Source organism: Vibrio sp. 1874, from assembly GCF_033344395.1.
Lineage (GTDB): Bacteria > Pseudomonadota > Gammaproteobacteria > Enterobacterales > Vibrionaceae > Vibrio > Vibrio alginolyticus.
Map to the genome: position 1 here is coordinate 150,758 of NZ_JAWPOR010000009.1, position 24,946 is coordinate 175,703.

The 24,946-nt window shown below is 42.8% G+C and carries 26 protein-coding genes; 10 read left to right on the forward strand and 16 right to left on the reverse strand.

The annotated features are described in order from the left end of the window. The first annotated feature begins 1 nt into the window (after nucleotide 1). Entirely contained in the window at nucleotides 2-892 is an 891-nt protein-coding gene (locus tag R8N46_RS16535; protein WP_025766647.1) for an immunity 49 family protein, read from the forward strand. A 342-nt stretch (nucleotides 893-1,234) separates the two neighbouring features. After that, entirely contained in the window at nucleotides 1,235-2,455 is a 1,221-nt protein-coding gene (locus tag R8N46_RS16540) for an ammonium transporter (protein WP_115385988.1), read from the forward strand. A gap of 32 nt (nucleotides 2,456-2,487) precedes the next feature. Here R8N46_RS16540 and R8N46_RS16545 read toward each other — a convergent pair whose 3' ends face one another. Further along, entirely contained in the window at nucleotides 2,488-2,661 is a 174-nt protein-coding gene (locus tag R8N46_RS16545; RefSeq protein WP_165401620.1) for a hypothetical protein, read from the reverse strand. Between the two features lie 118 nt (nucleotides 2,662-2,779). On the opposite strand from R8N46_RS16545, the gene cobB reads away from it, so the two are divergent. Further along, on the forward strand, nucleotides 2,780-3,511 hold the full coding sequence (cobB, locus tag R8N46_RS16550; protein WP_005377522.1) for a Sir2 family NAD+-dependent deacetylase: 732 nt from the start codon (nucleotides 2,780-2,782) through the stop codon (nucleotides 3,509-3,511). 88 nt (nucleotides 3,512-3,599) lie between these two features. On the opposite strand, the gene R8N46_RS16555 is transcribed toward cobB, so the two are convergent. The 5 genes from R8N46_RS16555 to potA all read right to left on the reverse strand — a co-directional run bounded on the left by R8N46_RS16555 (nucleotide 3,600) and on the right by potA (nucleotide 8,747). Continuing rightward, nucleotides 3,600-4,637 carry an extracellular solute-binding protein gene (locus tag R8N46_RS16555; protein WP_005377521.1) on the reverse strand — a complete coding sequence of 346 codons (1,038 nt, stop codon included), beginning with the start codon at nucleotides 4,635-4,637 and terminating at the stop codon, nucleotides 3,600-3,602. 249 nt (nucleotides 4,638-4,886) lie between these two features. Then, on the reverse strand, nucleotides 4,887-5,918 hold the full coding sequence (locus R8N46_RS16560; RefSeq protein WP_017634902.1) for an extracellular solute-binding protein: 1,032 nt from the start codon (nucleotides 5,916-5,918) through the stop codon (nucleotides 4,887-4,889). 102 nt (nucleotides 5,919-6,020) lie between these two features. Further along, complete coding sequence (gene potC / locus R8N46_RS16565) at nucleotides 6,021-6,791, reverse strand: spermidine/putrescine ABC transporter permease PotC (RefSeq protein ID WP_005389180.1); 771 nt, start codon at nucleotides 6,789-6,791, stop codon at nucleotides 6,021-6,023. Beyond that, nucleotides 6,791-7,651 carry a spermidine/putrescine ABC transporter permease PotB gene (potB, locus tag R8N46_RS16570; protein ID WP_213972502.1) on the reverse strand — a complete coding sequence of 287 codons (861 nt, stop codon included), beginning with the start codon at nucleotides 7,649-7,651 and terminating at the stop codon, nucleotides 6,791-6,793. The genes potC and potB overlap by 1 nt, the downstream gene beginning before the upstream one ends. After that, nucleotides 7,632-8,747, reverse strand: a complete 1,116-nt coding sequence (potA, locus tag R8N46_RS16575) for a spermidine/putrescine ABC transporter ATP-binding protein PotA (protein WP_216613637.1) — start codon at nucleotides 8,745-8,747, stop codon at nucleotides 7,632-7,634. The genes potB and potA overlap by 20 nt, the downstream gene beginning before the upstream one ends. A gap of 400 nt (nucleotides 8,748-9,147) precedes the next feature. On the opposite strand from potA, the gene R8N46_RS16580 reads away from it, so the two are divergent. The 4 genes from R8N46_RS16580 to ttcA all read left to right on the forward strand — a co-directional run bounded on the left by R8N46_RS16580 (nucleotide 9,148) and on the right by ttcA (nucleotide 12,543). Next, nucleotides 9,148-9,945 carry a hypothetical protein gene (locus R8N46_RS16580; protein ID WP_005377508.1) on the forward strand — a complete coding sequence of 266 codons (798 nt, stop codon included), beginning with the start codon at nucleotides 9,148-9,150 and terminating at the stop codon, nucleotides 9,943-9,945. Next, nucleotides 9,938-10,774, forward strand: coding sequence for a glucosaminidase domain-containing protein (locus R8N46_RS16585; RefSeq protein ID WP_017634900.1), 837 nt, complete (start codon nucleotides 9,938-9,940; stop codon nucleotides 10,772-10,774). The genes R8N46_RS16580 and R8N46_RS16585 overlap by 8 nt, the downstream gene beginning before the upstream one ends. A gap of 13 nt (nucleotides 10,775-10,787) precedes the next feature. Then, entirely contained in the window at nucleotides 10,788-11,450 is a 663-nt protein-coding gene (locus R8N46_RS16590; protein WP_213972503.1) for a DUF2987 domain-containing protein, read from the forward strand. A 199-nt stretch (nucleotides 11,451-11,649) separates the two neighbouring features. Then, entirely contained in the window at nucleotides 11,650-12,543 is an 894-nt protein-coding gene (ttcA, locus tag R8N46_RS16595; RefSeq protein WP_005377502.1) for a tRNA 2-thiocytidine(32) synthetase TtcA, read from the forward strand. A 141-nt stretch (nucleotides 12,544-12,684) separates the two neighbouring features. On the opposite strand, the gene uspE is transcribed toward ttcA, so the two are convergent. The 10 genes from uspE to ccoN all read right to left on the reverse strand — a co-directional run bounded on the left by uspE (nucleotide 12,685) and on the right by ccoN (nucleotide 21,686). Next, nucleotides 12,685-13,632: a universal stress protein UspE gene (uspE, locus tag R8N46_RS16600; RefSeq protein WP_005377500.1), complete on the reverse strand. Its 948-nt coding sequence runs from the start codon at nucleotides 13,630-13,632 to the stop codon at nucleotides 12,685-12,687. Nucleotides 13,633-13,812: 180 nt separating this feature from the next. Beyond that, entirely contained in the window at nucleotides 13,813-14,559 is a 747-nt protein-coding gene (locus R8N46_RS16605; RefSeq protein WP_005377497.1) for an FNR family transcription factor, read from the reverse strand. Between the two features lie 90 nt (nucleotides 14,560-14,649). Then, a complete protein-coding gene (locus R8N46_RS16610; RefSeq protein ID WP_017634899.1) occupies nucleotides 14,650-15,330 on the reverse strand; it encodes a sulfite exporter TauE/SafE family protein in 681 nt (226 codons plus the stop codon). A gap of 8 nt (nucleotides 15,331-15,338) precedes the next feature. After that, on the reverse strand, nucleotides 15,339-15,503 hold the full coding sequence (ccoS, locus tag R8N46_RS16615; RefSeq protein ID WP_005377493.1) for a cbb3-type cytochrome oxidase assembly protein CcoS: 165 nt from the start codon (nucleotides 15,501-15,503) through the stop codon (nucleotides 15,339-15,341). A 15-nt stretch (nucleotides 15,504-15,518) separates the two neighbouring features. Then, nucleotides 15,519-17,882: a heavy metal translocating P-type ATPase gene (locus tag R8N46_RS16620; protein ID WP_171346169.1), complete on the reverse strand. Its 2,364-nt coding sequence runs from the start codon at nucleotides 17,880-17,882 to the stop codon at nucleotides 15,519-15,521. Nucleotides 17,883-17,886: 4 nt separating this feature from the next. Next, entirely contained in the window at nucleotides 17,887-18,363 is a 477-nt protein-coding gene (locus R8N46_RS16625; RefSeq protein WP_005377489.1) for a FixH family protein, read from the reverse strand. 105 nt (nucleotides 18,364-18,468) lie between these two features. Continuing rightward, complete coding sequence (ccoP, locus tag R8N46_RS16630; protein ID WP_005377487.1) at nucleotides 18,469-19,443, reverse strand: cytochrome-c oxidase, cbb3-type subunit III; 975 nt, start codon at nucleotides 19,441-19,443, stop codon at nucleotides 18,469-18,471. Continuing rightward, complete coding sequence (locus R8N46_RS16635) at nucleotides 19,443-19,616, reverse strand: cbb3-type cytochrome oxidase subunit 3 (protein ID WP_005377485.1); 174 nt, start codon at nucleotides 19,614-19,616, stop codon at nucleotides 19,443-19,445. The genes ccoP and R8N46_RS16635 overlap by 1 nt, the downstream gene beginning before the upstream one ends. 9 nt (nucleotides 19,617-19,625) lie before the next feature. Further along, the gene (ccoO, locus tag R8N46_RS16640) at nucleotides 19,626-20,246 is read right to left on the reverse strand and encodes a cytochrome-c oxidase, cbb3-type subunit II (RefSeq protein WP_005377475.1); all 621 of its coding nucleotides are present in this window, start codon (nucleotides 20,244-20,246) and stop codon (nucleotides 19,626-19,628) included. A gap of 12 nt (nucleotides 20,247-20,258) precedes the next feature. Then, nucleotides 20,259-21,686: a cytochrome-c oxidase, cbb3-type subunit I gene (ccoN, locus tag R8N46_RS16645; protein ID WP_005396488.1), complete on the reverse strand. Its 1,428-nt coding sequence runs from the start codon at nucleotides 21,684-21,686 to the stop codon at nucleotides 20,259-20,261. A 257-nt stretch (nucleotides 21,687-21,943) separates the two neighbouring features. Here ccoN and R8N46_RS16650 point away from each other — a divergent pair, with 257 nt between their 5' ends. The 3 genes from R8N46_RS16650 to R8N46_RS16660 form a co-directional block, all read left to right on the forward strand. Then, nucleotides 21,944-22,300 (forward strand): hypothetical protein, encoded by a 357-nt coding sequence (locus tag R8N46_RS16650; protein WP_005377473.1) that lies wholly within the window; start codon nucleotides 21,944-21,946, stop codon nucleotides 22,298-22,300. A 113-nt stretch (nucleotides 22,301-22,413) separates the two neighbouring features. Further along, entirely contained in the window at nucleotides 22,414-23,595 is a 1,182-nt protein-coding gene (locus R8N46_RS16655; protein WP_025766636.1) for an FIST signal transduction protein, read from the forward strand. Further along, on the forward strand, nucleotides 23,585-24,946 hold a 1,362-nt coding region (locus R8N46_RS16660), incomplete at its 3' end, for a sensor histidine kinase (protein ID WP_318098478.1). The genes R8N46_RS16655 and R8N46_RS16660, both read left to right, overlap by 11 nt.

Consider the following 24,946-nt stretch of genomic DNA (forward strand, 5'->3'; position numbering starts at 1 on the left):
AATGCAAAGTAAAGTTGTAGAACGCAAAGCAAATCCTGAGTTGAGTGAAAGTGGAGTTTCTTCTGAGAAAGAATTCATCAATAAGATATTAGATCAGCGCAAAGAAGGTCTTAAAATCAGGCGAGAAAACTTGGTTAGTTTTGGTGATTTTGCCATTGACCAGGTTCGCTGGTATACATGGTTTCAAACTTCACATGAAGACGAACAAATTTGTACATTACGTCTTTACGAAACTTCATTGATGGGTGCTTGTTATCATAGACTTGCTATGAATCCCAATGATGAACTAACTATAAAGATTCTCGACTATCCTGAAGTAAAGTGGGACGGGGAGGGTATTTTAAAAACGGGGTGCATAAATCCTAATAGATGGATTGATATGTATTTCATATCGACAATTGTGCGTGACAGGCCAAGTTTAGACGCATTGGCGAACTTTCCAACTTCTTTGATGAGACAGAGCTCTACCAAAGCGGGTGAGCTGTCTTATATGTTAGTAGACGTAATTCAGTCGTTCCATCAACGTACAGCAGACTACCCTGATAAACTGGTGGCCGCGATGGACGCGGCAGTTGCTCAGGGTGATGATTGGGCGTTAGAAATCGCCATGGGTATTTTGGAAACTTTTGCTGCCCTGACAACTGACATCGGTTATGACTTTGAAGAGGTACTCATTAAGAACCTACAGTTCCAAGAGCAATACCAAATGAGGCTCGATAAGCCAGAGGACTTGATTTCTATAGAAACTTTCATATCTTTCCCTCTTCTTGGCATGGCCTGTATGTGGTACGACAAAGGCAACCGTTTATCAGTTGAAACTGGTTGGCTTCCTCCTTATCTCGTCGAGGGGCGTTGGCTAGAAGAAGTAAAAGCAGGGAAGATCACTCGATAAACTCCTTTAGTTAGCCATTCAGTATAAAAGCCACCTCTCATGAGGTGGCTTTTATGTTTATGGTGGGGAGTTTGCTGCTTGTTGAGCTGTATGGTGCGCATTATGTTGGTGCACTAAAACCACATTGGTGCATTTATTAGCGTGTTAAGCACCATTTCAAGAATGCATAATTTTATTAAAGTTCATACAAAACAATAAATTAAAGTGTAAGTGTTAGAAATGTAAATTATGGAATGAGAATTGCTCTGTTAGACGCTCTATAAACTAAGTTCACCAAATTAGTGATGAGCCTAACTTTGATGCACAGGATAAGTGCGCTACAGATCAACGGAGACAATCATAATGAGTGTAACTGCCAATCAGGTACACGGCGCTGTACAAACTCTCACGCAAAGTTCCGACACACTTTTCTTACTACTTGGCGCAATCATGGTCTTTTTGATGCATGCTGGTTTTGCTTTTCTTGAAGTAGGAACCGTGCGCCAAAAGAACCAAGTTAATGCTTTAGTTAAAATCTTGGCCGATTTCGGTATTTCCGCCATTGCGTATTTTTTCATTGGATACTGGGTCGCTTATGGCGGCACCTTCTTTGCTGATGCAGAGACATTATCTCAAGGCAATGGTTACGAGTTGGTGAAGTTCTTTTTCTTGCTGACCTTCGCTGCAGCGATTCCTGCTATTGTTTCTGGTGGTATCGCAGAGCGAGCTCGTTTTTATCCGATTCTTATCGCAACATTTTTCACTGTCGGCATCGTATACCCGTTATTTGAGGGAATGATCTGGAACGGAAACTTTGGTGTTCAAGCTTGGTTTGAAAATACCTTTGGTTATGACTTCCACGATTTTGCAGGTTCAGTCGTTGTACATGGTGTTGGCGGCTGGATAGCGCTGGTTGCCGTTGTGTTTTTGGGCATGAGAAAAGGCAGAGTTCGAGCAGGAAAGCATACCAACTTTGCACCTTCGAATATTCCGTTTTTGGCTTTGGGAGCTTGGATCTTATGTGTGGGGTGGTTTGGCTTCAACGTCATGTCAGCTCAAACTGTGTCAGGCATAAGTGGCTTGGTGGCTATGAACTCATTGATGGCAATGGTCGGGGGCATTGTCGCGTCACTGTTGGCTGGTAAGAATGACCCTGGCTTTATTCATAACGGCCCACTAGCTGGCTTGGTTGCTGTATGTGCGGGCTCAGACTTAATGCATCCTATCGGTGCTTTAGTAACAGGTGCGATTGCTGGCGTGCTATTTGTTTATCTTTTTACCCACCTACAAAACAAAACCAAGATTGATGATGTGCTAGGTGTCTGGCCTTTACACGGTGTATGTGGCGCTTGGGGTGGTATTGCCGCTGGGATTTTTGGTCAAAGCGCATTGGGTGGGCTAGGTGGCGTGAGCATTATCGTTCAGCTTCTAGGAACGCTTTTGGGCCTTTCCATCGCTGTGCTTGGGGCACTTGCAGTCTACGGCGCGATTAATACCAGTATGGGACTAAGGCTTTCAGAAGAAGACGAATTCAATGGCGCTGACCTAGCCATTCATAAAATATCTTCGACCAACGAGGATTGAGGCCAATATGGGAGCGGCATAAAGCCGCTCTTTTAGCAATTGCCTTTCTTGGCTTGGCCAGGAGGACAGAAATTACCATTACCTCGATGGTCATCATCATTGGTGCTGACTCTTACCTTTACATCATCGACTTCGCCTTCAACATTGGTAAGTTGACAGCCTGCCAAAGTCATAAGCAATATAAACGCTAGAGATACTTGTCTCATTGCTGTTCCTCTTAAATTGTAATTCTAATAGTGACCATTACGACTATGGTCTAATCCATATTACTACTGTTGCTATTCTTTCAGTGTTAAGCTAATGAAAAAACAGCAAGGATGAGTTATGAATTTCCCTTATAGAAATATTGTAGTACTTACTGGTGCAGGTATCTCGGCCGAATCTGGTATTCAAACATTTCGTGCGCAAGATGGCCTATGGGAGAATCACCGTATCGAAGATGTAGCAACGCCTGAAGGGTTTGCTCGCGATCCGGACCTTGTTCAAGATTTTTACAACCAACGCCGCAAGAAACTTCAAGATAATGCGATAAAGCCTAATGCAGCGCATGAAGCATTGGGTCGTTTAGAGGCTGAGTTAGAAGGTAAAGTGACGGTCATCACTCAAAATATAGACAACCTTCACGAAAGAGGCGGCAGTCAGAATGTGATTCACATGCATGGTGAGTTGCTCAAAGCCCGCTGTAGTGAATCTAACCAAGTAGTAGAGCACAATGAGGACATTAAGACCGGCGAGCTTTGTCACTGTTGTCAGATCCCTTCACAAATGCGACCACATATTGTTTGGTTTGGTGAAATGCCACTGCGAATGGGTGATATCTACGCGTCATTAGAAGAAGCAGATTTGTTTATTTCTATTGGGACTTCTGGCGTTGTGTATCCCGCAGCAGGTTTTGTTCATGATGCAAAAATGCACGGCGCACATACCATTGAAATTAACCTAGAACCTAGTGCGGTAGAAAGTGAATTTGAGGAAAAACGCTACGGAAAAGCAAGCGTTGAGGTTCCAAAATTAGTTGACGAGATACTGGCTCTAGAAGGAAAAGAAAGAGCGTAATAACTTCAACAGGAAGAGTTTTTTTCTTGTCATTAAGAACAAAAAAGCGGCTCATGAGCCGCTTTTTCATATCTTTAAAACTAACGAATTAGTTGTTCACTTTTAGCTTTTGGAAGTACTCATCGTACATTACGCTCGCTTCGCCAACTTCATCTTGCCAAGTACCGCTGTCCATCACTTCTTGTGGTGGGAAGATGCTTGGATCATTAGCAAATTCTTTCGGTAGCAGATCGTGTGCCGTTTTAACTGGCGTAGGATAACCAATCTCAAGTGCAATCTTAGCTGCGTTCTCAGGACGTAGTAGGAAATCGATCATCTTATGAGCTGCGTCAACGTTCTTCGCACCAGCTGGAATTGCTAGGCTGTCCATCCAGAAGATAGTGCCTTTTTCTGGCCAGATGATGTCGATGTTCGCGCCTTCTTGACGAGCCATGTATGCAGAACCGTTCCAAAGCATGCCTAGTGAAACTTCACCCGCAAGGTAAGGGTTTGCAGGAAAGTCTGAGTTAAATACTAATACGTTTGGCATTAGCTTTTTCAGTTCTTCGTAAGCGGCTTTGATTTCTTCTGGGTTAGTCGTGTTTGGTGAGTAACCAAGCTTAGTCAATGCAATGTGGAATACTTCGCGAGAATCATCCATCAGCATTAGTTGACCTTCCCACTTGCTATCCCAGAAATCATCCCATTTAGAAACCGATGACTTGTCTAGCATGTCAGCATTGATACCAATACCGGTCGCACCCCAAATGTATGGGATAGAGTAGTTGTTGTTCGGATCGAACGGTTTGTTTAGGAAGTTAGTATCAAGATCGGCAAAATGAGATAATTTCTCTTTGTCGATCTGTTGTAGCATGCCTTCTTTACGCATTTTAGAGACGAAATAGGTAGACGGTACTACCAAGTCGTAACCAGAACCTTGAGTTTTTAGTTTTGCGTACATACTCTCGTTAGATTCGTATGTAGAGTAAATAACTTTGATTCCGGTTTCTTTTGTAAAGTCTTCAAGAACTTCGTTTGGAATGTATTCCGACCAGTTGTAGAAATACAGTTCTTGATCAGCAGCCATTGCAGGGGTAGCGATGAGCGTCGCTGCACATAGAGCGCTTGCGTAGAATTTACTTTTCATTTGTTTTCCGTTTTGTTTCGCGATTGGACAAGTCAATACTAGCTGGAGTTATCAAGTTGAGCCAAATCGCAGTAAGCACAAATATGTTCATTTAGCTTGAATATCGTTGTCTCCTTGTTATGAGACGATAAATCTATGATACCAAGACAAATAAACCTAGCAACGCGCGATTATATCAGCCTAAGACAAAAATAGGCAGCGTATTGCTGCCTATTTTCCTATGGTTGATGACTTGTTACACAAGCTAGATTATTGTCCCGCTTTCAGCTTGAGGAAGTAATCTTCGTATTTAACGGTTAGATCACCAACCGCATCTTGCCATTCAACGCGGTCAAGGTCTTCTTGAGAAGGGAATAGTGGGGCAACGTCTTTAAACTTAGCATTCGATTCCTCAACCGCCGTTAGGTAGCCAGTATCACGAGAGATTTGCTCTGCGATTTCTGGGCGCAGTAAGAAGTCGATCATCTTGTGAGCGGCTTCTACGTTCTTCGCACCGGAAGAGATAGCGAAGTTATCAACCCAGCCGATACCGCCTTCTTTAGGAAAAACGAGTTTAAGGTTCAGGCCTTCACTTTGTGCGGCTGCAGCGCTACCGTTCCAAAGCATACCGACGCCCACTTCACCAGACATGTAAGGTGCGCCAGGGTTGTCAGAGTTGAAAACTAAAACGTTAGGCATCAACTTTTGTAGCTCAGCGTACGCTTCATCGATTTGCTTAGGGTCTTTTGAGTTACCTGAGTAACCAAGTTTACGCAGAGCGATATGGAACACTTCACGAGTGTCGTCCATCAACATTACTTGACCTTCAAGCTCAGGCTTCCATAGGTCAGCCCAGCTTTGGAAGTCGTTTGGATCGTACATGTCTGCGTTAACCGCTAGGCCTGTAATCGCAACAACGTGTGGGATAGAGTAGTCGTTACTTGGATCGTAAGGCTTGTCTAGGTAGTTTTTATCTAGGTTGCCGAAGTTTTTCAGCTTAGTCTTATCGATCTTTTGTAGCATGCCTTCGTCACGCATCTTCGCTACGAAGTACGTTGAAGGTACTACTAGGTCATAACCTTGGTTATGGGTTTTTAGCTTTGCATACAAAGTTTCGTTCGACTCGTAAGTCGAGTAGATCACTTTGATGCCAGTTTCTTTAGTAAATTGCTCTAGGATATTACTGTTGATGTAAGGACCCCAGTTCATAAATACTAGTTCTTTATCATCCGCTGTCGCTGTACCAGAGAACAGAGAAAGCGCACATGCACTACCAGCTAATAGAGTAGCCCATTTTTTCATTGACGTTAGCTCCAAACCAAACGTTGTCCAATTTTGGACGATAGATAGAAAAACAGAATGGCATGTAACCATTCTGTTTCGTGATGTTAACAGGTGCGGATTCTACTTCACTTTTTCTCTTGCTAGCAACTGAGAAATTACTACCAAGACCAAAGAAACAATCAACATCACCGTTGCTAGGGCGTTCACTTCTGGTGAAATGCCCACCTTAACCATGGAGTAAATCTTCAATGGCAAGATTTCGTATGTTGGACCCGTTACAAACGAGCTGATGATCACATCGTCCAAAGACAGGGTAAAGCTCAATAACCAACCTGCGGCAACCGCTGGTTTAGCGAGAGGAAGGATGATCTGTTTCAAGATAACCCATTCGCTTGCACCAAGGTCTTTTGCAGCTTCCAACATTTTCACATCAAAGCCATTTAAACGGCTGTACACTGTTACCACAACGAAAGGTAGACAGAAGGTGATGTGAGCAATCAATAGAGTAAAGAAGCCTAGCTGTGCGCCCAATACAAGGAACAGAGCAAGTAATGAAATCGCCATTACGATATCTGGAGACATCATTACGACAAACAGCATGCCGTTTACCGCGCCTTTACCTTTGAACGAGTAACGGAATAGGGCAACAGCCGTCAAGCTACCAATGATGGTTGCTGCTGTCGCTGAAAATACCGCTACGTTCAATGAATGCCATGCAGCCTGCATTAGGCTGTCGTTATTTACTAAGGTTTCGTACCATTTCGTGGTGAAACCGCCCCATTTCATACCAAATTTGTTGGCATTAAATGAGTTAACAATTAGGACGATGATCGGCAGATACAAAAATGCATATACCAGCGCCATAAAGCTAAATCTAACTGTGCGTCCCATTAGTCTAGCTCCACTTTCTTATTCAATAGTTTGCCTGCTCTGTAGTAAGCGTAAAGCATCACAGCCATTGCGAAGGTGAGGGCGATACTGGTCGCAGCACCAAATGGCCAGTCACGAGCGTTCAATACTTGGCTCTTAATGACGTTACCGATCAGTAGGTTCTTCGCACCACCAAGAAGGTCAGAGATGTAGAACATACCTAGTGCTGGTAGCAGAACCAACAAACAACCACCGATAATGCCAGGCATTGTAAGAGGTAGAATCACTTTCGTAGTGGTTTGGAACTTGTTCGCACCAAGATCTTTCGCCGCCTCGATATAAGTGTTGTCCAACTTCTCGATTGCCGAGTAAAGCGGCAGAATCATAAATGGAAGCAGGATGTACACAAGACCAATCATTACTGCTGTTTCGGTGTACATAATACGTAATGGCTTATCGATGATTTCCATCGCCATTAATGATTTGTTCAAAATACCTTGTGTACCCAGAACAATCTTCAGGCCGTAAGTACGGATAAGAGAGTTTGTCCAAAAAGGTACGATAACTAAGAACAACATGAATGGGCGCCATTTCTCTGGCATTTTCGCTATGATGTAAGCAAATGGGTAACCAATTACTAAACACAACAACGTCGCCACAATCGCCATGTAGAACGAGTGCATCAGCACTTTCGCATACAAGGGGTCGAGTAGACGTAAGTAGTTGTCGAAAGTAAATGTCATTTCGATTAAGTTTGCTTCATCACGCGTTAAGAAACTCGTACCGATAATCATCACATTTGGTACCAACACGAAAAGTGTTAACCAACCGACGATTAAGGTAATGATCGCGTTTTGAAGATTAATCTTCTTGCTTATCATTGAGGACTACCTCCCAACTCTCAACCCAAGTGATAGCGACTTTCTGGCCAAGTGAGTGGTCCACATCAGGATCATCTTCGTTAAAGAATTCGCTAACCATTACACGCATGCCTGAATCCAATTGGATAACGGAATCAAGCGTCATACCTTTATAGGTACGCTCTGTTACGTGACCTACGATGCCTTTTTCTTCAGACTCTTTGATCTCTTCGATACGTAAGTCTTCTGGGCGAAGTAGTACTTGCAGTTTGTCACCTGCTTGCGCTTCCTGATCGTAGTAAACAACAGACTCGACACCTTCGATTTCTGCACGGATACGTTTCTCGTCGATACGCTCTAGCATGGTTGCGTTGAATACGTTGATCTCACCGATAAAGCGAGCAACAAATAGGTTCTTCGGCTCTTCGTAAATCTCACGTGGAGAACCATCCTGCTCGATAACACCGTCGCGCATAACAATAATGCGGTCAGACATCGATAGGGCCTCTTCCTGATCGTGCGTAACGAAGATAAAGGTAATACCAAGTTGACGCTGAAGCTGTTTAAGCTCGATTTGCATTTGCTTACGCAGTTTGTAATCAAGTGCAGATAGAGATTCATCTAGCAGCAGTACTTTTGGTTTGTTAACAACCGCACGCGCAATGGCGATACGTTGTTGCTGACCGCCAGAAAGCTGATGAGGCTTACGCTGAGCCATTTTTTCTAGGCGCACCATGCGTAGCGCTTCCATTACTCGTGGTTCAATGTCCGCAGTAGGCGTTTTCTGCATACGAAGACCAAAAGCGACATTCTCATATACGGTCATGTGTGGAAACAATGCGTAACTTTGAAATACCGTGTTGACGTGCCTTTGCTCTGCAGGAACCTGTGTTACATCCTGGTCATCCAAAATAATTTGACCGTTATCTGCCGTTTCAAAACCTGCAATCATGCGTAAAACTGTTGTCTTACCACAACCAGAAGGCCCGAGAATCGTCAGAAATTCACCATGATTAACATCCAGATTTAAATTACCGATGATTTCCTTACCATCGAAACTTTTACTAATACCAGATAAACGAATAACTGGCTTTCCTGCTTGCGGTTTTGCGTTCAACGTCTGTATTTCCCCCACGTTCAAGCCGGGATTATCCCAGCTGATGTGACACTAACCATTCACTTTTGAGGCGCGCATCATAATCACCAAAAGTGTGAAATTAAAGCATTTTCTTATCTTGAAACAGAAATAATTTTGCAGGAAAAAGCCATCATTCCTTACCATACTGTTTTTATGAGATTAATTGGCATCTAGACACAGTTTGATAGCACTAAACTTTGTTCAACAATTGTTTCAATTTCATGACCTTGAAAGTGGTTAATTATCAACCATACAGTTGAGATTGCAAGGATTGTAGGTGAGTTGTGATGTTAGATGTGGAAAGATTTCTTTATAATGACGATTACATTAATTGACTGGAATTCCAGTCAAAATTTTACAAGTTAGTCTTGGATAAACTATGAACGACGATTTTGAGAAAGATTTCAATCTTGGGGGGAGTGTAGAGCGAGCTTTGTCTGGCAACTACGAGCTTAAAGCTGGCGCGGTTTTTAACGAAGCTTGGCGAGCAACCATCCAGCACTTTTTATCATTTTCTCCTGCCATTATTGTATTGCTTTTTGTCCAATTAGGTATTTTCTATATTGCATTAAAACTGCAGTTGGGCGATTTGACCGTTATTCTTGATGCATTTGAGAACCCAGAGTCGTTCACAAACGATATTGTGTCTTCTATTTATGTCGCGAATTTCAGTTATGAGGTGATTAGCGCACCAATTTATGCGGGGATCAGCTTGATGGCTATGAGCCATGTCGCTGGCCTGAAGACTAAGTTGCGCCATGTTGGAAAGGGGTTGCAGTTCACCATTCCTGTTATTCTAGCAACGCTCATGAGCTTAATGCTACAAGGTGTGGTTGGTATGATTTTTCCTTTACTGTCGCTGTATCTTTCCTTGGCATTTAGTCACTCTATTTTGTTGATTTGTGAGAAAAGGGTGCCACCAATGCAAGCGTTGCTGTTATCACTTCGCGCAATCAACAAGAAGATTTTTGTGGTCGCGGGGCTTTACTTAGGCGTGATGTTAATGTTTATTATTGCAGCAATGTTCTACGGTATTGGCTTGATTTTTGTGCTGCCATTCTTCTTCCATTTGAAAGGCATACTCTACCGCGAAATGTTTGGAATTAAGCTTAAGATCGTTACAACACAGAAAAACGATAATGATCACGATGGTAACTCACAGGTGTTTGATGCCTAATTCTTTGAAATCAATAAGTTTACGAGTGGCGGCAACCTGTATAGCCGCCACTTTCATTTCTATAGGCCCATATTTACACTACGAGAAACAGTTTAAATATGTGGAAAATCCTGACGTACTCTCTGGCAAGATTAAGCATGTCGATTTATCACACTTGCCATACATCGGTGATATCCCAGACTTCAATTCAATAAAAGATACGAAAGAGAAAAAAGCTGCTTTTTTTGATTTTTTAAGGCCTAAAATTGCTCTTGAGAATCAACGAATTCGTCATGAGCGGGCCTTTCTTACCTCTTTAAAGGTGGGACAAGTGACGCAAGAACAACAAGAGTATGCTCAGCGGTTATCATCTCTGTATTCGTTGCCCTTGAGTAACGATAAGATTGATCAAGCATGGCTAGACGAGATGCTTGTGCGAGTGAACGTCTTACCTGAAGCCTTGGTTCTAACTCAAGCGGCAAATGAATCTGCGTGGGGCACTTCTCGTTTTGCTACTCAAGCAAACAACTTGTTCGGCCAATGGTGTTATAAAAAGGGCTGTGGAATTGTTCCAGCGCAACGTGGCGCTAACAAAGTTCATGAAGTTGAAAAATTCGATTCTGTACAACAGTCTGTTCATGGCTACTTTATGAATGTTAATCGAAACCCAGCGTATGCAGACCTGCGTGAAATCAGAACATCTCTGGCTGAAAAGAACAAGGGCTTGTTAACGGTTGCAACCGCGTCAGAGTTAACGCATGGGTTGCTAGCCTATTCTGAACGTGGCATCGCCTATGTACACGATCTTCGCGCTATGATTCGTCATAACAACGCCTACTGGACGCAATAAAATAACGGATAAAATGAAAAAGTTAAGCCTAAGTCTATTGGGAAGTGCGGCGCTAATTCTTGTATCGCCGATAACCCAAGCTCAAGAGTACATGTTCACGTACTCAAAGTTATACACTCAACTAAAAAACAACAATAAAGAAGGGCATGACGATGTGAAAGTTGGTGTCTTTTTTGTGGACGCAAAAACTAAACAAATTTGTACGATAGAAAAAGCTTGGATGGAAAAAGAAGAGCACTATGAAGAGTTTGTTATCCCTGCTTCACAAGAGTTGCCTTTACCTGTTGATAAAAACTTAAAGTCAGCGAATCCGTTGGTTTTTATCGATACCCAAAAAGATACACGTTGCGATTACTCACTTGTCGTGATGACCAAAGAACCATTACAGGGTAACGTTTCTTACGAGCAACTTAAGCCTCTTCTACCTCAAATGCAGACGATGCTGGAAGATTTAGGCGGTATGTTTGCGGGTTGGTTTACACCGGAAGTTCAAGGTGTGACGATGGAGTTTGCAAATCAACTGAATGATAAAGTGATTTTCTCAAACGGAACCGAAAAGCCAATTGTCAATGGCAAGATACAAGTCGCACTAAGTGAAATAGGGCAAGGTGGCACAATGACACTACCAGAACCGACGATGCGAGTGTTACCTTATCTACCTAACGCAAAGAAATGAACACTGAACGTTTAGAAAGGGCTGCAATCGCAGCTCTTTTTTCATTTGTGACCGTAACTAAAGTATCTTTCACACTCTTTTCTTAAAGACTCAATAAGACAAGCATTTAATCCTGTGTAAAAAGCTCGTATAATCCACGCCCCAAAGAAACCCATGTTAGGAAGTCCTAGTCGATTTATCGGCGATGTGAGAGCCCGCAATGAACCAAATAGATACAAGAAAAGAAACCCTAGAATTCAACAAGCTTCAGAAACGCCTGAGAAGACATGTTGGAAATGCCATTACTGATTACAACATGATCGAAGAAGGCGATGTTGTGATGGCATGTATTAGCGGTGGTAAAGATTCATTCGCGATGCTTGATATCCTGTTGAATCTTCAAAAAGCTGCGCCAATCAAATTTGAAGTGGTTGCAGTAAACCTAGACCAAAAACAACCGGGCTTCCCGGAGCACATTCTGCCAGAGTATTTCGAAACACTGAATATCCCTTACTATATTGTCGATAAGGACACGTATTCCGTCGTAAAAGAGAAGGTACCAGAAGGCAAAACCACTTGTGGTCTGTGTTCACGCCTGCGACGTGGTACGCTGTATTCATTTGCAGAGAAGATTGGTGCAACTAAGCTTGCGCTAGGCCATCACATGGATGACATCGTCGAAACAATGTTCTTGAATATGTTCCACGGCTCTCGCCTTAAAGCGATGCCACCAAAGCTACGCTCTGATGATGGCCGTAACGTGGTCATTCGTCCATTGACTTACTGTCGTGAAAAAGATCTGATCAAATACGCTGAGCACAAGGATTTCCCAATTATTCCGTGTAACCTTTGTGGCTCTCAAGAGAACCTTCAACGTCAATCTATAAAAGCAATGTTGATTGAGTGGGATAAGAAGACGCCAGGGCGTGTAGAAGCGATTTTTAAATCAATTCAAAACGTAAGCCCAAGCCAACTAGCAGACCGCGAATTGTTCGACTTTGTTAACTTACCGCTAGATCGTGAAGGTAACCGCGAAGAGTATGAATTTAATGAGGCTGTCGTTTCTTCGACGAATATTGATGAATCAATGTTCATCGATGTTACGAACATCTAACTCGTAAAAAAGGAGGTCAATTAGACCTCCTTTTTTGTACCCAACGCTTTAACTGTTCCCAAACAAAAATCCCCCTGTATTCGGGGGGATTTATTAGCGCTTATTTGAAAGCGCTCAATACATAACAATACTAAAGAGAGATTAGGTTGCTGTATTTGGATCGAGAGGACTAATGTAGCCTTTTGGTTTTAGAGCCAACACGTCGCAATTTATTTTATCAATTACGTGCTCCGCTGTATTACCAATAAAGACAGCAGAAAGCCCTGTTCGCCCTGTGGTACCTAAAATAACCATTGCTGCGTTCAAGCGCTCTGCAGCTGCCGGAATGACATCTTCAGGTAAACCTTGCTCAACTATCGTTTGTTCTTCATCAAGACCATGTTTTTGGCGTAGTGCTTTCATAGCCGTTAAATGATGACCTCGCACTGCATCGGTATAAGTCGTTGGGTCAAATTCAGGAAGTTCAATCGTAATGTTCGCCGGTGTAACGGGGTAGGCGTTAACAAGATATGGCTTGGCCTCAAGCCGAGTGGTGATTTCTTTTAATCGCTCGACCATCGTATCGTTGAGATCAATATGAGTCGGGTTTTCTGAGCCCACATGTACTGAGGCAAGGATACTTGCTTGTTCCGGCCAAGCAGCATTCTTGATAAGAAGCACTGGAATAGGGCATTTTCGCAACAAGTGCCAATCTGTCGGTGTGAAAATGACAGACTCTAAAACATCATGCTTACGTGTGCCTTTGATGACTAGGTCATGATTGCCTGCATAGACTTCAGCAATAATCGCCTCATAAGGGCGGTTGTGCCAGACAACACAAACATCAAAGTCGAAGCCATCGTTTAGGTATGGTTGAGCAATTTTACGCATCCACTGCTCACGCTGATGAATGACACCTCGACGCATAGCATCTCTTTCATCCACTGATAGCATTGACGTCATGTCATACGAGAAATCGTAAATGGATAAAAAGAAAGTGATTCGGCTTCTAGATACACTTTTCTGAGCTAATTGAACAGCTCTTGCAAGTGCGGGCTGCTCATCATTATTGATGTCAGCTACAACAAGGATCTTACTGTATATACTCATAACTAAGCCCACTTCTATTGCAAAACCAGATACTGAATGTAAATTAAATCAGTATTTTGGAGTACTCACCGTACATTTTTACTGTAGCTTAGTTTGGAGAACTTTTTGAGGACTTTCGAAAGGAATTTATGAGAAATATGATGTAGCTCATTTTCGAGCTACATCAATAATTAGGGTGTATTATTCTTTAGTTACACCAGCAAGTTCCATCAATGCATCGTGGTCTAAGATAGTGATATATTTGCCTTTTACGCTTAGGATCTCAGATTTCTGGAAACGACCTAACAAACGACTGATCGTTTCGACTGTAAGACCAAGGTAGTTGCCAATATCACCACGAGTCATAGTTAAACGAAACTCTCTAGGGCTGAAGCCACGCTGAGAAAAACGTGTTGATAGGTTGTAAAGGAAAGCAGCTAGTCGCTCTTCTGCATTCTTTTTAGAAAGAAGCAAAATCATTTCCTGATCACCTTTAATTTCGTTACTCATCAAACGCATGATTTGCTGGCGAAGTTTAGGCATCTTACCCGATAGATCGTCTAAAATTTCGTATGGGATTTCACATACCATCGACGTTTCGAGTGCTTGAGCAAAGCTAGGGTGGGAGTCACCAGTGATAGCATCGAAACCGACTAAGTCTCCAGCTAAGTGAAACGCTGTGATTTGCTCATCACCTTGCTCTGTGATCGTATAGCTCTTGATGGTACCAGAGCGGATAGCGTATAGCGATTTTAGCTCATCACCGGCCTTAAAAAGCTCTTGTCCTTTTTGAATAGGCTTCTTACGTTCGATGATTTGGTCAAGCTGATCAAGTTCTGCCTCATTTAGAGTGAACGGGATACACAGTTGACTAATGCTACAATCTTGGCAATGAATGGCGCAACCGCCTGATTGGATACGCTTTGTTGCAGGTTTTTCAGAAATCATAACAACCTTTCACTATTTGATATACATCAATATTTTAGCATCGCTTAATCCTAAAGGGTAGCAAAAATGTCACCTCAATAGAGTTTAACGTTATATGAAACCGAGTAACGCTAAGGCTCCTACAGCGGTATACGTACCATAGCCAATAAGGATTAATGCTGAAATATTTCTAAATATTAATGATTTTTGTAATTTCTGAAAATGATTGGCACCGTATCCAATAATAAGCATTGCAGGTAGCGTTCCGAGCCCAAACGCAAGCATAATTAGGCCGCCGTTCATCGCACTACCAGAAACCGCCGACCAAGTAAGCGCTGAATAAACTAAGCCACATGGTAACCAACCCCAAATAAAGCCAAATGGCAACGCGTGAAGAGGATGCTTTAGTGGCAACAGATTCTTCCCTGCCGGCGAGATAAAGCGCCAGATATACTGCCCTAGCTTTTCTATTAAAAGTAAGCCTTGCCACCATTTAGCAATATACAGCGCGACCAGGATCATGAATAACGCAGCAATCAGCCTTAACCAAGCAAGAGAGTGCGTTAACCCACTAAGCTCAGATAAACCTGATATAGCACCACCCACTAATGCACCTATTAAGGTATAACTGATCAATCGTCCGAGGTTGTAGAAGAGGGGGATAAGAGGGGTAGTTTTATTTTTAGCAGAAGAGCCCATGGTAAGTAGAGACGCGATACCACCACACATACCCATACAATGACCGGCTCCTACTAAGCCGATCATCAACGCACCGATAAAATCAGGAGTCATAAAGGTCGCTACTTTTTATCACTATTAGATTGGTCTTCTTCGTCGAGAAGAATGTTGTGCCCTTGCCGTTCAAGATCTTCAAACTGATCGCTTCTTACCGCCCAAAGAAAAACGGCGACAGCAACACAAACGAGAACGATAGCGATGGGAATCAATATATAAAGACTTTCCATGTTTGCTTTCTCTACTTATTTCTCTTTGAGCAGGCGCAAAGAGTTAGATACAACGATAATTGAGCTTGCAGACATGCCAACTACTGCAATGTAGGGAGCCACTAAACCTGCGACCGCCAAAGGCAAAATTAACAGGTTGTAACCCAAAGACCAAGCCAAGTTTTCTCGAATAATCTTTCTTGTACGCAGTGCAAGCAAACGTGCTTCTAGTAGCTTTTCGAGATTATCCCCAAGTAACGTCATATCTGCAGAAGCTTTAGCGACATCTGTACCACCGCCCATTGCGACAGAAAGGTGAGCTCCGGCGAGAGTCGGCGCGTCATTGATTCCATCACCAACCATCATAGTGATACTGTTTTCGTCCAAGCTCTTAAGGTATGCAAGCTTATCTTCTGGCTTTGCTGACGCGACGATGTGATCGATACCAATTTCATTCGCCACTGGTTGGGCGTTTGAGAGAGAATCACCAGTTAGCAGGGTTGTCTTAATTCCAGCGTCAGCAAAACGTTGAATAAAGGCTTTGCTTTCTTTTCGGATAGGGTCGCGGTAGTAAAAGCTAGCGACATGCTTGCCACCAACCGACAGATAGACCGCCTGGCTTTCACCACTTTCTTTGCCTTGAACAAAAGCAGCACTACCTATCTTAACGATTTTGCCATTCCACATACCCTCAATCCCTGAACCAATCACGTTTTGCACGTCAGACACGATAAAGTCATCATTGGTGTAAGTTGCAAAAGAACGAGCGATAGGGTGGTTTGCATGAGCCTCTAAAGCTGCAGCTAGTGATAGACAATCTTTCTGTGGGAGATCACTAAGTACCTTTGTTTCACAGATCTCAATATCACCTTTCGTTAGAGTGCCTGTTTTATCTACAACTAAGTGGTTGATCTTACATAGTGTCTCAAACACATGGCCTTTACGAAGCAAAATGCCAAAATTACCCATTCTAGAGGTAGCACAAGTGAGAGCGGTCGGAGTAGCCAGAGATAGCGCACATGGGCATGTAGCGACTAACACAGACAGCATGATCCAAAACGCATCATCTGGTTTTGTTTGATGCCAGTAAAACCAAGTACCAGCAGAGATAATAAGAATCACACCAACAAAGTAACGGGCGACAATGTCTGCAATTTCCGCAATTTTAGGTTTGGAGTGTTGAGCTTCATCTTGTAAACGCACGATGTTAGAAATCATTGAATCGGCCTTTGAGCTTACTACCTCAAGTTCAAATGATTCGTCTCCGTTTAGCGTTCCCGCATAGACGACATCGCCTTCTCGTTTCACAACGTGCACTGACTCACCCGTTAACATGGATTCATCAATATGAATACGGCCTGAAATAACTTTACCGTCAGCGGGGATATGTTCACCAGGTAGAACGCGAATACGATCGCCAACTTTTAGCGTCTTCACGGGTATCTGATCACCGTCCAGCGTTGTAGCAATTGCAGGAATCAACTTAAGAAGGTTACCACTCGCAGCAGCAGCTTTGCGACGAGCGCGCATCTCTAAGAATCGACCTACTAACAAAAAGAAGGTAAACATCGAGATAGATTCAAAGAAGACTTCGCCTTGTTCAGTTACTGTTGCAACTAAACTTGCAACATAGGCAAAGATCAACGCGATAGAAACCGGGACATCCATACCAAGGGTTCGGCCTTTGATACTGCGCCATGCGTTTAAGTAAAATGGAAGAGCGGAATAAAGCAAAACAGGAGTAGCAAAAATCAAACTTACCCAACGAAAGTAACTTTTAAACTCTGGCTCTAAATCACCAAAGACTTCGAGATACAGTGCAACGGCGAGCATCATGACCTGCATGGTTGCTAAACCTGCAATACCTAGCCGATATAGATATTGCTTCATCATTCGATGGTAAGAGGCTTCTTGCTTATCTGCTTCAAAAGGTGCAGCTTTGTAACCAAGTTTATGAATAACGGAAAGGAGCTCGCTTAACCGTACCTGAGTTTTATCCCAGGCTAGTAACGCTCGATTGGTGGTTGTATTAACACGGATAGATACCAACCCGGCCGTATTAGAAACTTGCTTTTCGATTAACCACGCACAAGCGGCACATGAAACGCCTTCCAAAGAAAGGGTTACTTCAGAAACATTTTCGCGATTTCGTACGAATTCAGATTGTACATCCGCATTGTCATAATGAATTAAAGCTTGGAGTTGCTCTGGTACTAGATCTGCCTTTTCTGCAGGCGCAGTGCGGTATTGGTAATATGATACAAGACCACTATCGACAATAGTCTGCGCCACAGTTTCGCAGCCCGGACAACACATGTCGCGAATTTCACCCAATATTTCTACTTTGAAATCCGTGTTGGCTGGTACATCTTCACCGCAGTGATAACAGGATTTACACATATGCTTACTTCATTAACGGTGTTGAAGAGGCAGGAAACTCAACTTTACCTTGGATCATCCATTGCTTGTCGTGTGGTTGTAGTTCAACAAACCATGGTCCTTGAATAGATTCCTCAGCTTTTAGTCGGTAATTACCAGATGCATCCGCTGTTACAAGCTTTGTGAAGTCACGATCAGGAAGAGTACGATGAGTGAAAGTGGCCGTTAGAGCAGGGTAATGAGGTAGCTTCCCTTTAGCGAAAACAATCACAACATTGTTATTTTCAGAGGAAATCTCAGCGTTAAGACCTAGGTCACGAGCGACATTCATTTTACTAATGTCGATATTAATGCCTTTGCCTTTTTTATAGTAATCCTCGGCGACTAAAGAAACAGAGTTGTTCGAGAAAACGACCACAGTAATCACAGTCCAAACTACGACAGTAAGAGGAAGGATGATTAGGAACCACGGCCAAAATTGTTTATACCAAGGCTTTACCATAAAAAAGTTCTCAACAGCTAAATGAAAAAATGTAAGGCGTTAAATTTAAAGGAAAGACAGCCCCTATGAAAGGGGCTGTTATTGCTATGTTACGTAATATCTCAGTTACTTACTCTCTGAGTTACTTAAACTCCAGACATATGAGGCAACGAGCTGAACTTTATCTTCACCCAAAATGTCTTTCCACGCAGGCATTACGCCTGAGCGTCCGTTCATTACGGTTTCTGTTACAGCTGCACGAGAGTCACCAAATAACCAGTCTTGGTCTGTAAGGTCAGGCGCACCGACTGCAGGGTTACCCTTACCATCGGTACCATGACAAGCAGCACACACTACGAAGCGTGCTTTACCTGCCGCGGCTTCACGAGCATTTACTTTACGACCAGATAAACTAAGTGTGTAACTTACAACTTCTTGAACACCTTGCTCACCAAGGGCATCTTTCCATGCTGGCATTTGACCAATACGGCCGTGCATGATGGTTGTAACGATCGCTGCTGGCTCGCCACCATATAGCCATGCATCATCAGTCAGGTTAGGGAAGCCTTTCTGACCACGTGCATCAGAGCCATGGCATTGAGAACAGTTTTGCAAAAACAAACGCTGACCAACTTTTAATGCTTCAGGATCTTGCGCAATTTCAGGAATTGGGCGTAGACCACTGTCATTGTGCGCAAGTTTACGGAATGCTTCGCCGAAGTAAGCGTCGGCATCATCCAGTTCTTTTGCATATTGGTTTAGTTGCTTGTTCTCTTGTGCTGCAGCGATGGCTTCTTTTGACTCTTCTAGTGAGCGAACGGTTTGAGCCGAACTCTGCCAGTTTAAAAAGCCCTTGAAGCTACCTAGACCTGGGAATAGGGCAAGGTAAACTGCTGCGAACACAAATGTGCTTACAAACAGGTAAGTCCACCACTTTGGTAGAGGGTTGTTTAGCTCGCGAATACCATCGTACTCGTGGCCCATGTCTTCCCCTTCCTCGACGCCCATTTTATCTTTAGCGCACCAAGTCAGGAGAATCGCACAGCCTACTAGCGTACCGACAGTAATCACGATAATCCAGAGACTCCAGAATGTAGTCATTACTTCTTCACTCCTTGGTTATTAGGGGTCTTTTGTTCTTCGTCAGCAAACACCAAGTTGGCATCTTCTTCAAAGCGTGCTTTACGCTTTTTACTAAATGCCCACCATACGATGCCAATAAAACTAGCGAAGAGTACAACGGTATAAATACTATGAATTGTACCGAAATCCATATGATCCCCTTACTTCATTGCATGACCAAGAGACTGAAGGTAAGCGATGATTGCATCCATCTCTGTTTTACCTTCTACTTCTTTAGCCGAATTCGCGATCTCTTCATCAGTGTATGGAACGCCGAACTGATCACGAAATAGCTCAAGTTTCTTCTGAGTTAGCTTACCGTCTAAAACGTTTTCAGCTAGCCACGGGAAACCTGGCATGTTTGACTCAGGTACAAGCTCACGAGGATCTAACAGGTGAACACGGTGCCATTCGTCAGAATAACGACCACCAACACGAGCTAAATCCGGGCCTGTACGCTTAGAGCCCCAAAGGAATGGGTGTTCCCAAACACTCTCACCAGCAACAGAGTAGTGACCGTAACGTTCAGTCTCTGAGCGGAAAGGACGAACCATCTGGCTGTGACAGACGTTACAACCTTCACGGATGTAGATATCACGGCCTTCCATCTCCAAAGGAGTGTAAGCGCGCAGATTTTCTACAGGTTCAGTCGTTTGCTTTTGGAAAATCAGAGGAGTGATCTCTACAAGAGCACCCCAACTGATAGCAAACACGATAAAAATAGCCAACAAACCGACATTACGTTCTAAGATTTCATGGCGATTATTAGAATTATTACTCATTCTTAAATCTCCTTATGCCGGATGTGGGATAGCTTTTAGGCTTTCTTTAGGTGCACTTACCGTTTTGTACGTGTTGTATGCCATTAGGAACATACCAGATAGGAAGATAAATCCGCCAAGGAAACGTACAAAGTAGAACGGATAAGACGCTTCTACAGATTCAACAAAACTGTAAGTTAGCGTACCGTCAGAGTTAACCGCGCGCCACATAAGACCTTGCATTACACCAGAGATCCACATCGCAACGATGTAAAGAACGGTACCGATTGTTGCTAGCCAGAAATGCACATTAACTAGACCAACAGAGTACATACGCTCTTGGCCAAATAGGCGAGGTACCAAGTGATATACAGAGCCGATAGAAACCATCGCAACCCAACCTAACGCACCAGAGTGAACGTGACCAATGGTCCAGTCTGTGTAGTGAGAAAGTGCGTTAACCGTCTTAATCGACATCATCGGGCCTTCAAAGGTAGACATACCGTAGAACGACAGTGAAACGATTAGGAAACGTAGGATAGGGTCATAACGAAGCTTATGCCATGCACCAGATAACGTCATAATACCGTTGATCATACCACCCCAAGAAGGAGCAAATAGAACCAGCGACATAACCATACCTAGAGACTGAGTCCAGTCTGGTAGCGCTGTATAATGAAGGTGGTGAGGGCCTGCCCAAATATATAGAGAAATAAGTGCCCAGAAGTGAACGATAGATAGACGGTAAGAATAAACAGGACGTTCAGCTTGTTTAGGAACGAAGTAGTACATCATACCTAGGAAACCAGCGGTCAGTAGGAAACCTACCGCATTGTGTCCATACCACCACTGAACCATCGCATCTACTGCGCCCGAGTAAATCGAGTAAGATTTACCAAGTGACACAGGAATAGCCATGCTGTTCACGATGTGAAGTACTGCTACTGTGATAATAAAGGCACCGAAGAACCAGTTTGCCACATAAATATGTGACGTGTTTCGCTTCACTAGTGTGCCGAAGAACACCACCGCATATGATACCCATACTAGCGCAATTGCGATATCAATAGGCCATTCTAGCTCAGCATACTCTTTACCCGATGTTAAACCGAGAGGCAAAGTAATGGCTGCTGCCAGGATGATTGCTTGCCAACCCCAAAAGGTGAAGGCAACGAGTGGGCCACCAAAAAGACGTGTTTGACATGTGCGCTGTACAACATAATAAGACGTTGCGAACAGAGCACTGGTACCAAACGCAAAAATTACCGCATTAGTATGCAGTGGACGTAAGCGACTGTACGTCAACCACGGCGTATCAAAGTTTAGCTGTGGCCAAACTAATTGAGCGGCAATCAAAACACCAACAGCCATACCAACTATGCCCCATAAAATGGTCACAAGGGTAAATTGGCGAACGACTGTATAGTTGTAGTTTTGTTCAAGCTGCTTTACTTGGCTCATTTGCATGCTTCCAATTTCTAATTAACTACACTTTTACTTCCAACACGACTTGCGTCGTAACACCACCCAAGTAAACTCTAGAATTCAAGTGTTATCATCACCTTATTTCCATTGCTGACTTTAATAAAAAGTGGCATTTTCAGCGTGACACTATACTTGAATTAACAATTCAATGACAGGGTAGTAACCTTACTGGACCTCTGGAAATCATTTTTTATTTAAAAAGTTTGAAGTTTGTAACAAGGATATTAGTAATTATGCCTGCACAAAAGTTAACAAAGGCGCGACTTGCACAAATCTTAATCATGCTCAGTGTTTTAATAGGCGCATTTTTCTGGCGTACCTTTACACACGAGAGTGTTAATAGCGTTGACTGTTCACAAAAAGAACGATGCGATGTAACAATTGAAGGAGAAATAATCACGATTAATCGTGACTCAATGGGAATTTCGCTCGAAACGACAGAAAGTAGCACTCTAAAAATTGATCTAAATCAATCTGGTAATTTTATCAATCTCAACGAGAAGCATAAGTCAGTAGAATGGGACATCATGCCTGAATCGAAAAAAATCACCTTTAAAAAAGGTGAAAACATTGTTGTAGTTCAATTATAAATACGATCTATCACGAGATAATCGTAACTTATTAATGAAATTAACACCTTCTTACCTAGAGAAAATTGGTTGGAATGGTATAACAGCAGAGTGATATCCAATTATAAAATCGTATGCATTGCCAATCAGTTTTTACTCATATTAAAGATGAAGACTCAGCGATAAAAACGCTCAGGTCCGAATTGACACAACAGAGCTTGTCTTACGTGATGTGTTACTACACGGAAGAATACAATTTTGAGTTGATTCGAGAAGCGTTTCTTGCGCATTTTCCTGGTGTGCCTTTTCATGGCGCCAGTTCATGTCAAGCCGTAATGACAGATCAGGGCTTTCATACAGGCCCAGTAATTGCGGCACTTGCTGTTTATGATACAGGTCCTCATGCTTATGGTACTGGTATTTCTAATCACAACTCAGGTGACAGCGTCACCAAGGCTTTGGATATGGCCCTTGAGAACGCAAACCGTGTAGGAGAGGTACCAAACTTAATTCTACTTCATGCTACACCAGGGCAAGAGGAATCAATCATTGCGTCTATAGATGAAAGATTTGGAACTCTAATTCCAATTATTGGTGGTTCGGCCGCTGATAATAACATCGCTGGGAAATGGTCTGTGATAACCGCCCAAGGCTCTCAAACTTCAGGTTTAAGCTTAACTCTCTTTTACTCCTCTCAACCTGTTGATATCGCTTTTAGCGCTGGGCATACACCAACTAATATCAAAGGTGTTGCAACCAAGACCAACGATAGATGCTTACTTGAAATTGATAATGAACCTGCGCTCAATGTTTATAGAAGGTGGACAAATCACCAGGATAACCAAGTAGGTAAAGATAATATGCTGTTTACAAACTCGAGTGCTTATCCATTAGGGCGGATCGCAGGTCATCTCTATGATCGCCCATATTACAAGTTATCCCATCCGATCCGTGAGACGCCAGATGGTGGAATCGAGTTGTTTACACGAATAGAAGAGGGTGACGAGCTCACATTAATGAAAGGAAGTCGTGAGCATCTCGTTGCGCGCGCTGCAAAAGTCGTCAATGCCGCTTTTAACCAAAAATTAGAAGAGTCTCGAAAAATTGGAGTGATAAATATCTTTTGCGCAGGTCCCATGTTGCACTTAATGCAAGACATGAATAGCGTTTGTGAACAAATTAACCAAGAACTAGAACATTTGCCTTTTATTTGCCCTTTTACTTTCGGCGAGCAAGGTAGATTTATTGGTGGTGAGAATGGACATGGAAACCTGATGATTTCATCGGCTATATTCCATAAACCTTATGAAAGATAAATACTTAGACATATATCAACAGGAAGCGCTTCAAGAAGCGTTAGTTGAGCTAAAGCAGGCTAGACAAAGAGAACGACTACTCGCTGATGAAAACAAGGCCATTCTTTCCGCGATATCTGCGATGAGTGAGGCAAAGAATCGGCATGAGATATTTACGGGATTAAACAATGTCCTCAAAAAGTACATCAACTTCGATGATTTTATTGTACTGACTCGCGATGGTGAGCGATATCCCTTCAGGACATTGATATCAACTAATAGCGTATTTGACAATGTATCCTGGTTACACGGTAACACCTATCAAAGAGCTCTCAATGGTGAATGCATTCTACTGTTCGAGCCAGATAAACTCGCTGAGTTTGTTAACTTAAACAGCTTTATAAAAAGCCATGTAAACTCGGTCGTTTTAACTGGTATACGTTCAGAAGTAACGCAAACCGTAATCCTACTTATTGGAGCTCAGAAAGGGCACTTTAGCATAGAGAATAAGGAAACCTTGAGGCGGTTTCGTCCCTTAATTGAAAGGGCGGTCATTGATATCGAGACCAAAGAGAAGTTACAACGTATCGTTGAGGTAAGAACAACTCAGCTCGCTAAAGCAAGAGAAGAAGCAGAGCTTGCGAACCGCTCTAAGTCGGAGTTCTTAGCGATGATGAGCCATGAAATAAGAACCCCTTTAAATTCCGTTCTTGGAATGCTAGATATACTGAAGCAATCAACCTTGTCAGAAGAACAAATTGATGCGTTGAGCCAAATGGAGTGCTCTGCAGAGTTACTTCTCGCGATAATCAGTGACATTCTTGATCTCTCTAAAATCGAGTCTGGTCGCTTTCAGCTCAATGAACAATGGATTAATTTAAGAGACACTGTCACTTTTGTTATTTCTCAGCAAAAACAAATAGCTAAGAAGAAAAATCTCCAATTTAAACTCAACTGTACTGTCACTAATGACAAACAATTTTGGATTGACTCCACGCGGTTATCTCAAATCCTGTTTAATCTAATAGGGAATGCAATAAAGTTTACAGACGAAGGTGAAGTAAAAGTTTCTGTATCTGAGCAAGATGCTGAACTTGTGATCTCAATATCTGACACTGGAATTGGTATATCTAAAGCAAAGCAAGAGCACTTGTTTACGGCATTTCATCAAGGAGACCGTTCCATCACGAGACGCTTTGGTGGTACAGGACTGGGACTCGCAATAACCAAGCATTTAGTTGAAATGATGCGTGGCAAGATTGCCGTTAAAAGTGATGAGCATGTTGGTTCAACCTTTACGATTTCGATTCCAGTTTTGACTCGTTGTAATCAAAATCGTCCAGTTAGAATCGAAACCAATCAACCGACAAAA

Bases quoted from the DNA above. Each gene is read 5' to 3' on its own strand.
- R8N46_RS16605 (WP_005377497.1), bottom strand. From the start codon at position 14,559: ATGATTTCTGAAAAACCTGCAACAAAGCGTATCCAATCAGGCGGTTGC.
- ccoS (WP_005377493.1), bottom strand. From the start codon at position 15,503: ATGGAAAGTCTTTATATATTGATTCCCATCGCTATCGTTCTCGTTTGT.
- R8N46_RS16655 (WP_025766636.1), top strand. From the start codon at position 22,414: ATGCATTGCCAATCAGTTTTTACTCATATTAAAGATGAAGACTCAGCG.
- R8N46_RS16545 (WP_165401620.1), bottom strand. From the start codon at position 2,661: ATGAGACAAGTATCTCTAGCGTTTATATTGCTTATGACTTTGGCAGGC.
- R8N46_RS16610 (WP_017634899.1), bottom strand. From the start codon at position 15,330: ATGACTCCTGATTTTATCGGTGCGTTGATGATCGGCTTAGTAGGAGCC.
- R8N46_RS16535 (WP_025766647.1), top strand. From the start codon at position 2: ATGCAAAGTAAAGTTGTAGAACGCAAAGCAAATCCTGAGTTGAGTGAA.
- ccoN (WP_005396488.1), bottom strand. From the start codon at position 21,686: ATGAGCCAAGTAAAGCAGCTTGAACAAAACTACAACTATACAGTCGTT.
- R8N46_RS16635 (WP_005377485.1), bottom strand. From the start codon at position 19,616: ATGGATTTCGGTACAATTCATAGTATTTATACCGTTGTACTCTTCGCT.
- R8N46_RS16540 (WP_115385988.1), top strand. From the start codon at position 1,235: ATGAGTGTAACTGCCAATCAGGTACACGGCGCTGTACAAACTCTCACG.
- R8N46_RS16555 (WP_005377521.1), bottom strand. From the start codon at position 4,637: ATGAAAAGTAAATTCTACGCAAGCGCTCTATGTGCAGCGACGCTCATC.
- cobB (WP_005377522.1), top strand. From the start codon at position 2,780: ATGAATTTCCCTTATAGAAATATTGTAGTACTTACTGGTGCAGGTATC.
- R8N46_RS16580 (WP_005377508.1), top strand. From the start codon at position 9,148: ATGAACGACGATTTTGAGAAAGATTTCAATCTTGGGGGGAGTGTAGAG.
- R8N46_RS16620 (WP_171346169.1), bottom strand. From the start codon at position 17,882: ATGTGTAAATCCTGTTATCACTGCGGTGAAGATGTACCAGCCAACACG.
- R8N46_RS16625 (WP_005377489.1), bottom strand. From the start codon at position 18,363: ATGGTAAAGCCTTGGTATAAACAATTTTGGCCGTGGTTCCTAATCATC.
- R8N46_RS16590 (WP_213972503.1), top strand. From the start codon at position 10,788: ATGAAAAAGTTAAGCCTAAGTCTATTGGGAAGTGCGGCGCTAATTCTT.
- ccoP (WP_005377487.1), bottom strand. From the start codon at position 19,443: ATGACTACATTCTGGAGTCTCTGGATTATCGTGATTACTGTCGGTACG.
- uspE (WP_005377500.1), bottom strand. From the start codon at position 13,632: ATGAGTATATACAGTAAGATCCTTGTTGTAGCTGACATCAATAATGAT.
- potC (WP_005389180.1), bottom strand. From the start codon at position 6,791: ATGGGACGCACAGTTAGATTTAGCTTTATGGCGCTGGTATATGCATTT.
- ccoO (WP_005377475.1), bottom strand. From the start codon at position 20,246: ATGAGTAATAATTCTAATAATCGCCATGAAATCTTAGAACGTAATGTC.
- R8N46_RS16560 (WP_017634902.1), bottom strand. From the start codon at position 5,918: ATGAAAAAATGGGCTACTCTATTAGCTGGTAGTGCATGTGCGCTTTCT.
- R8N46_RS16585 (WP_017634900.1), top strand. From the start codon at position 9,938: ATGCCTAATTCTTTGAAATCAATAAGTTTACGAGTGGCGGCAACCTGT.
- R8N46_RS16650 (WP_005377473.1), top strand. From the start codon at position 21,944: ATGCCTGCACAAAAGTTAACAAAGGCGCGACTTGCACAAATCTTAATC.
- ttcA (WP_005377502.1), top strand. From the start codon at position 11,650: ATGAACCAAATAGATACAAGAAAAGAAACCCTAGAATTCAACAAGCTT.
- potB (WP_213972502.1), bottom strand. From the start codon at position 7,651: ATGATAAGCAAGAAGATTAATCTTCAAAACGCGATCATTACCTTAATC.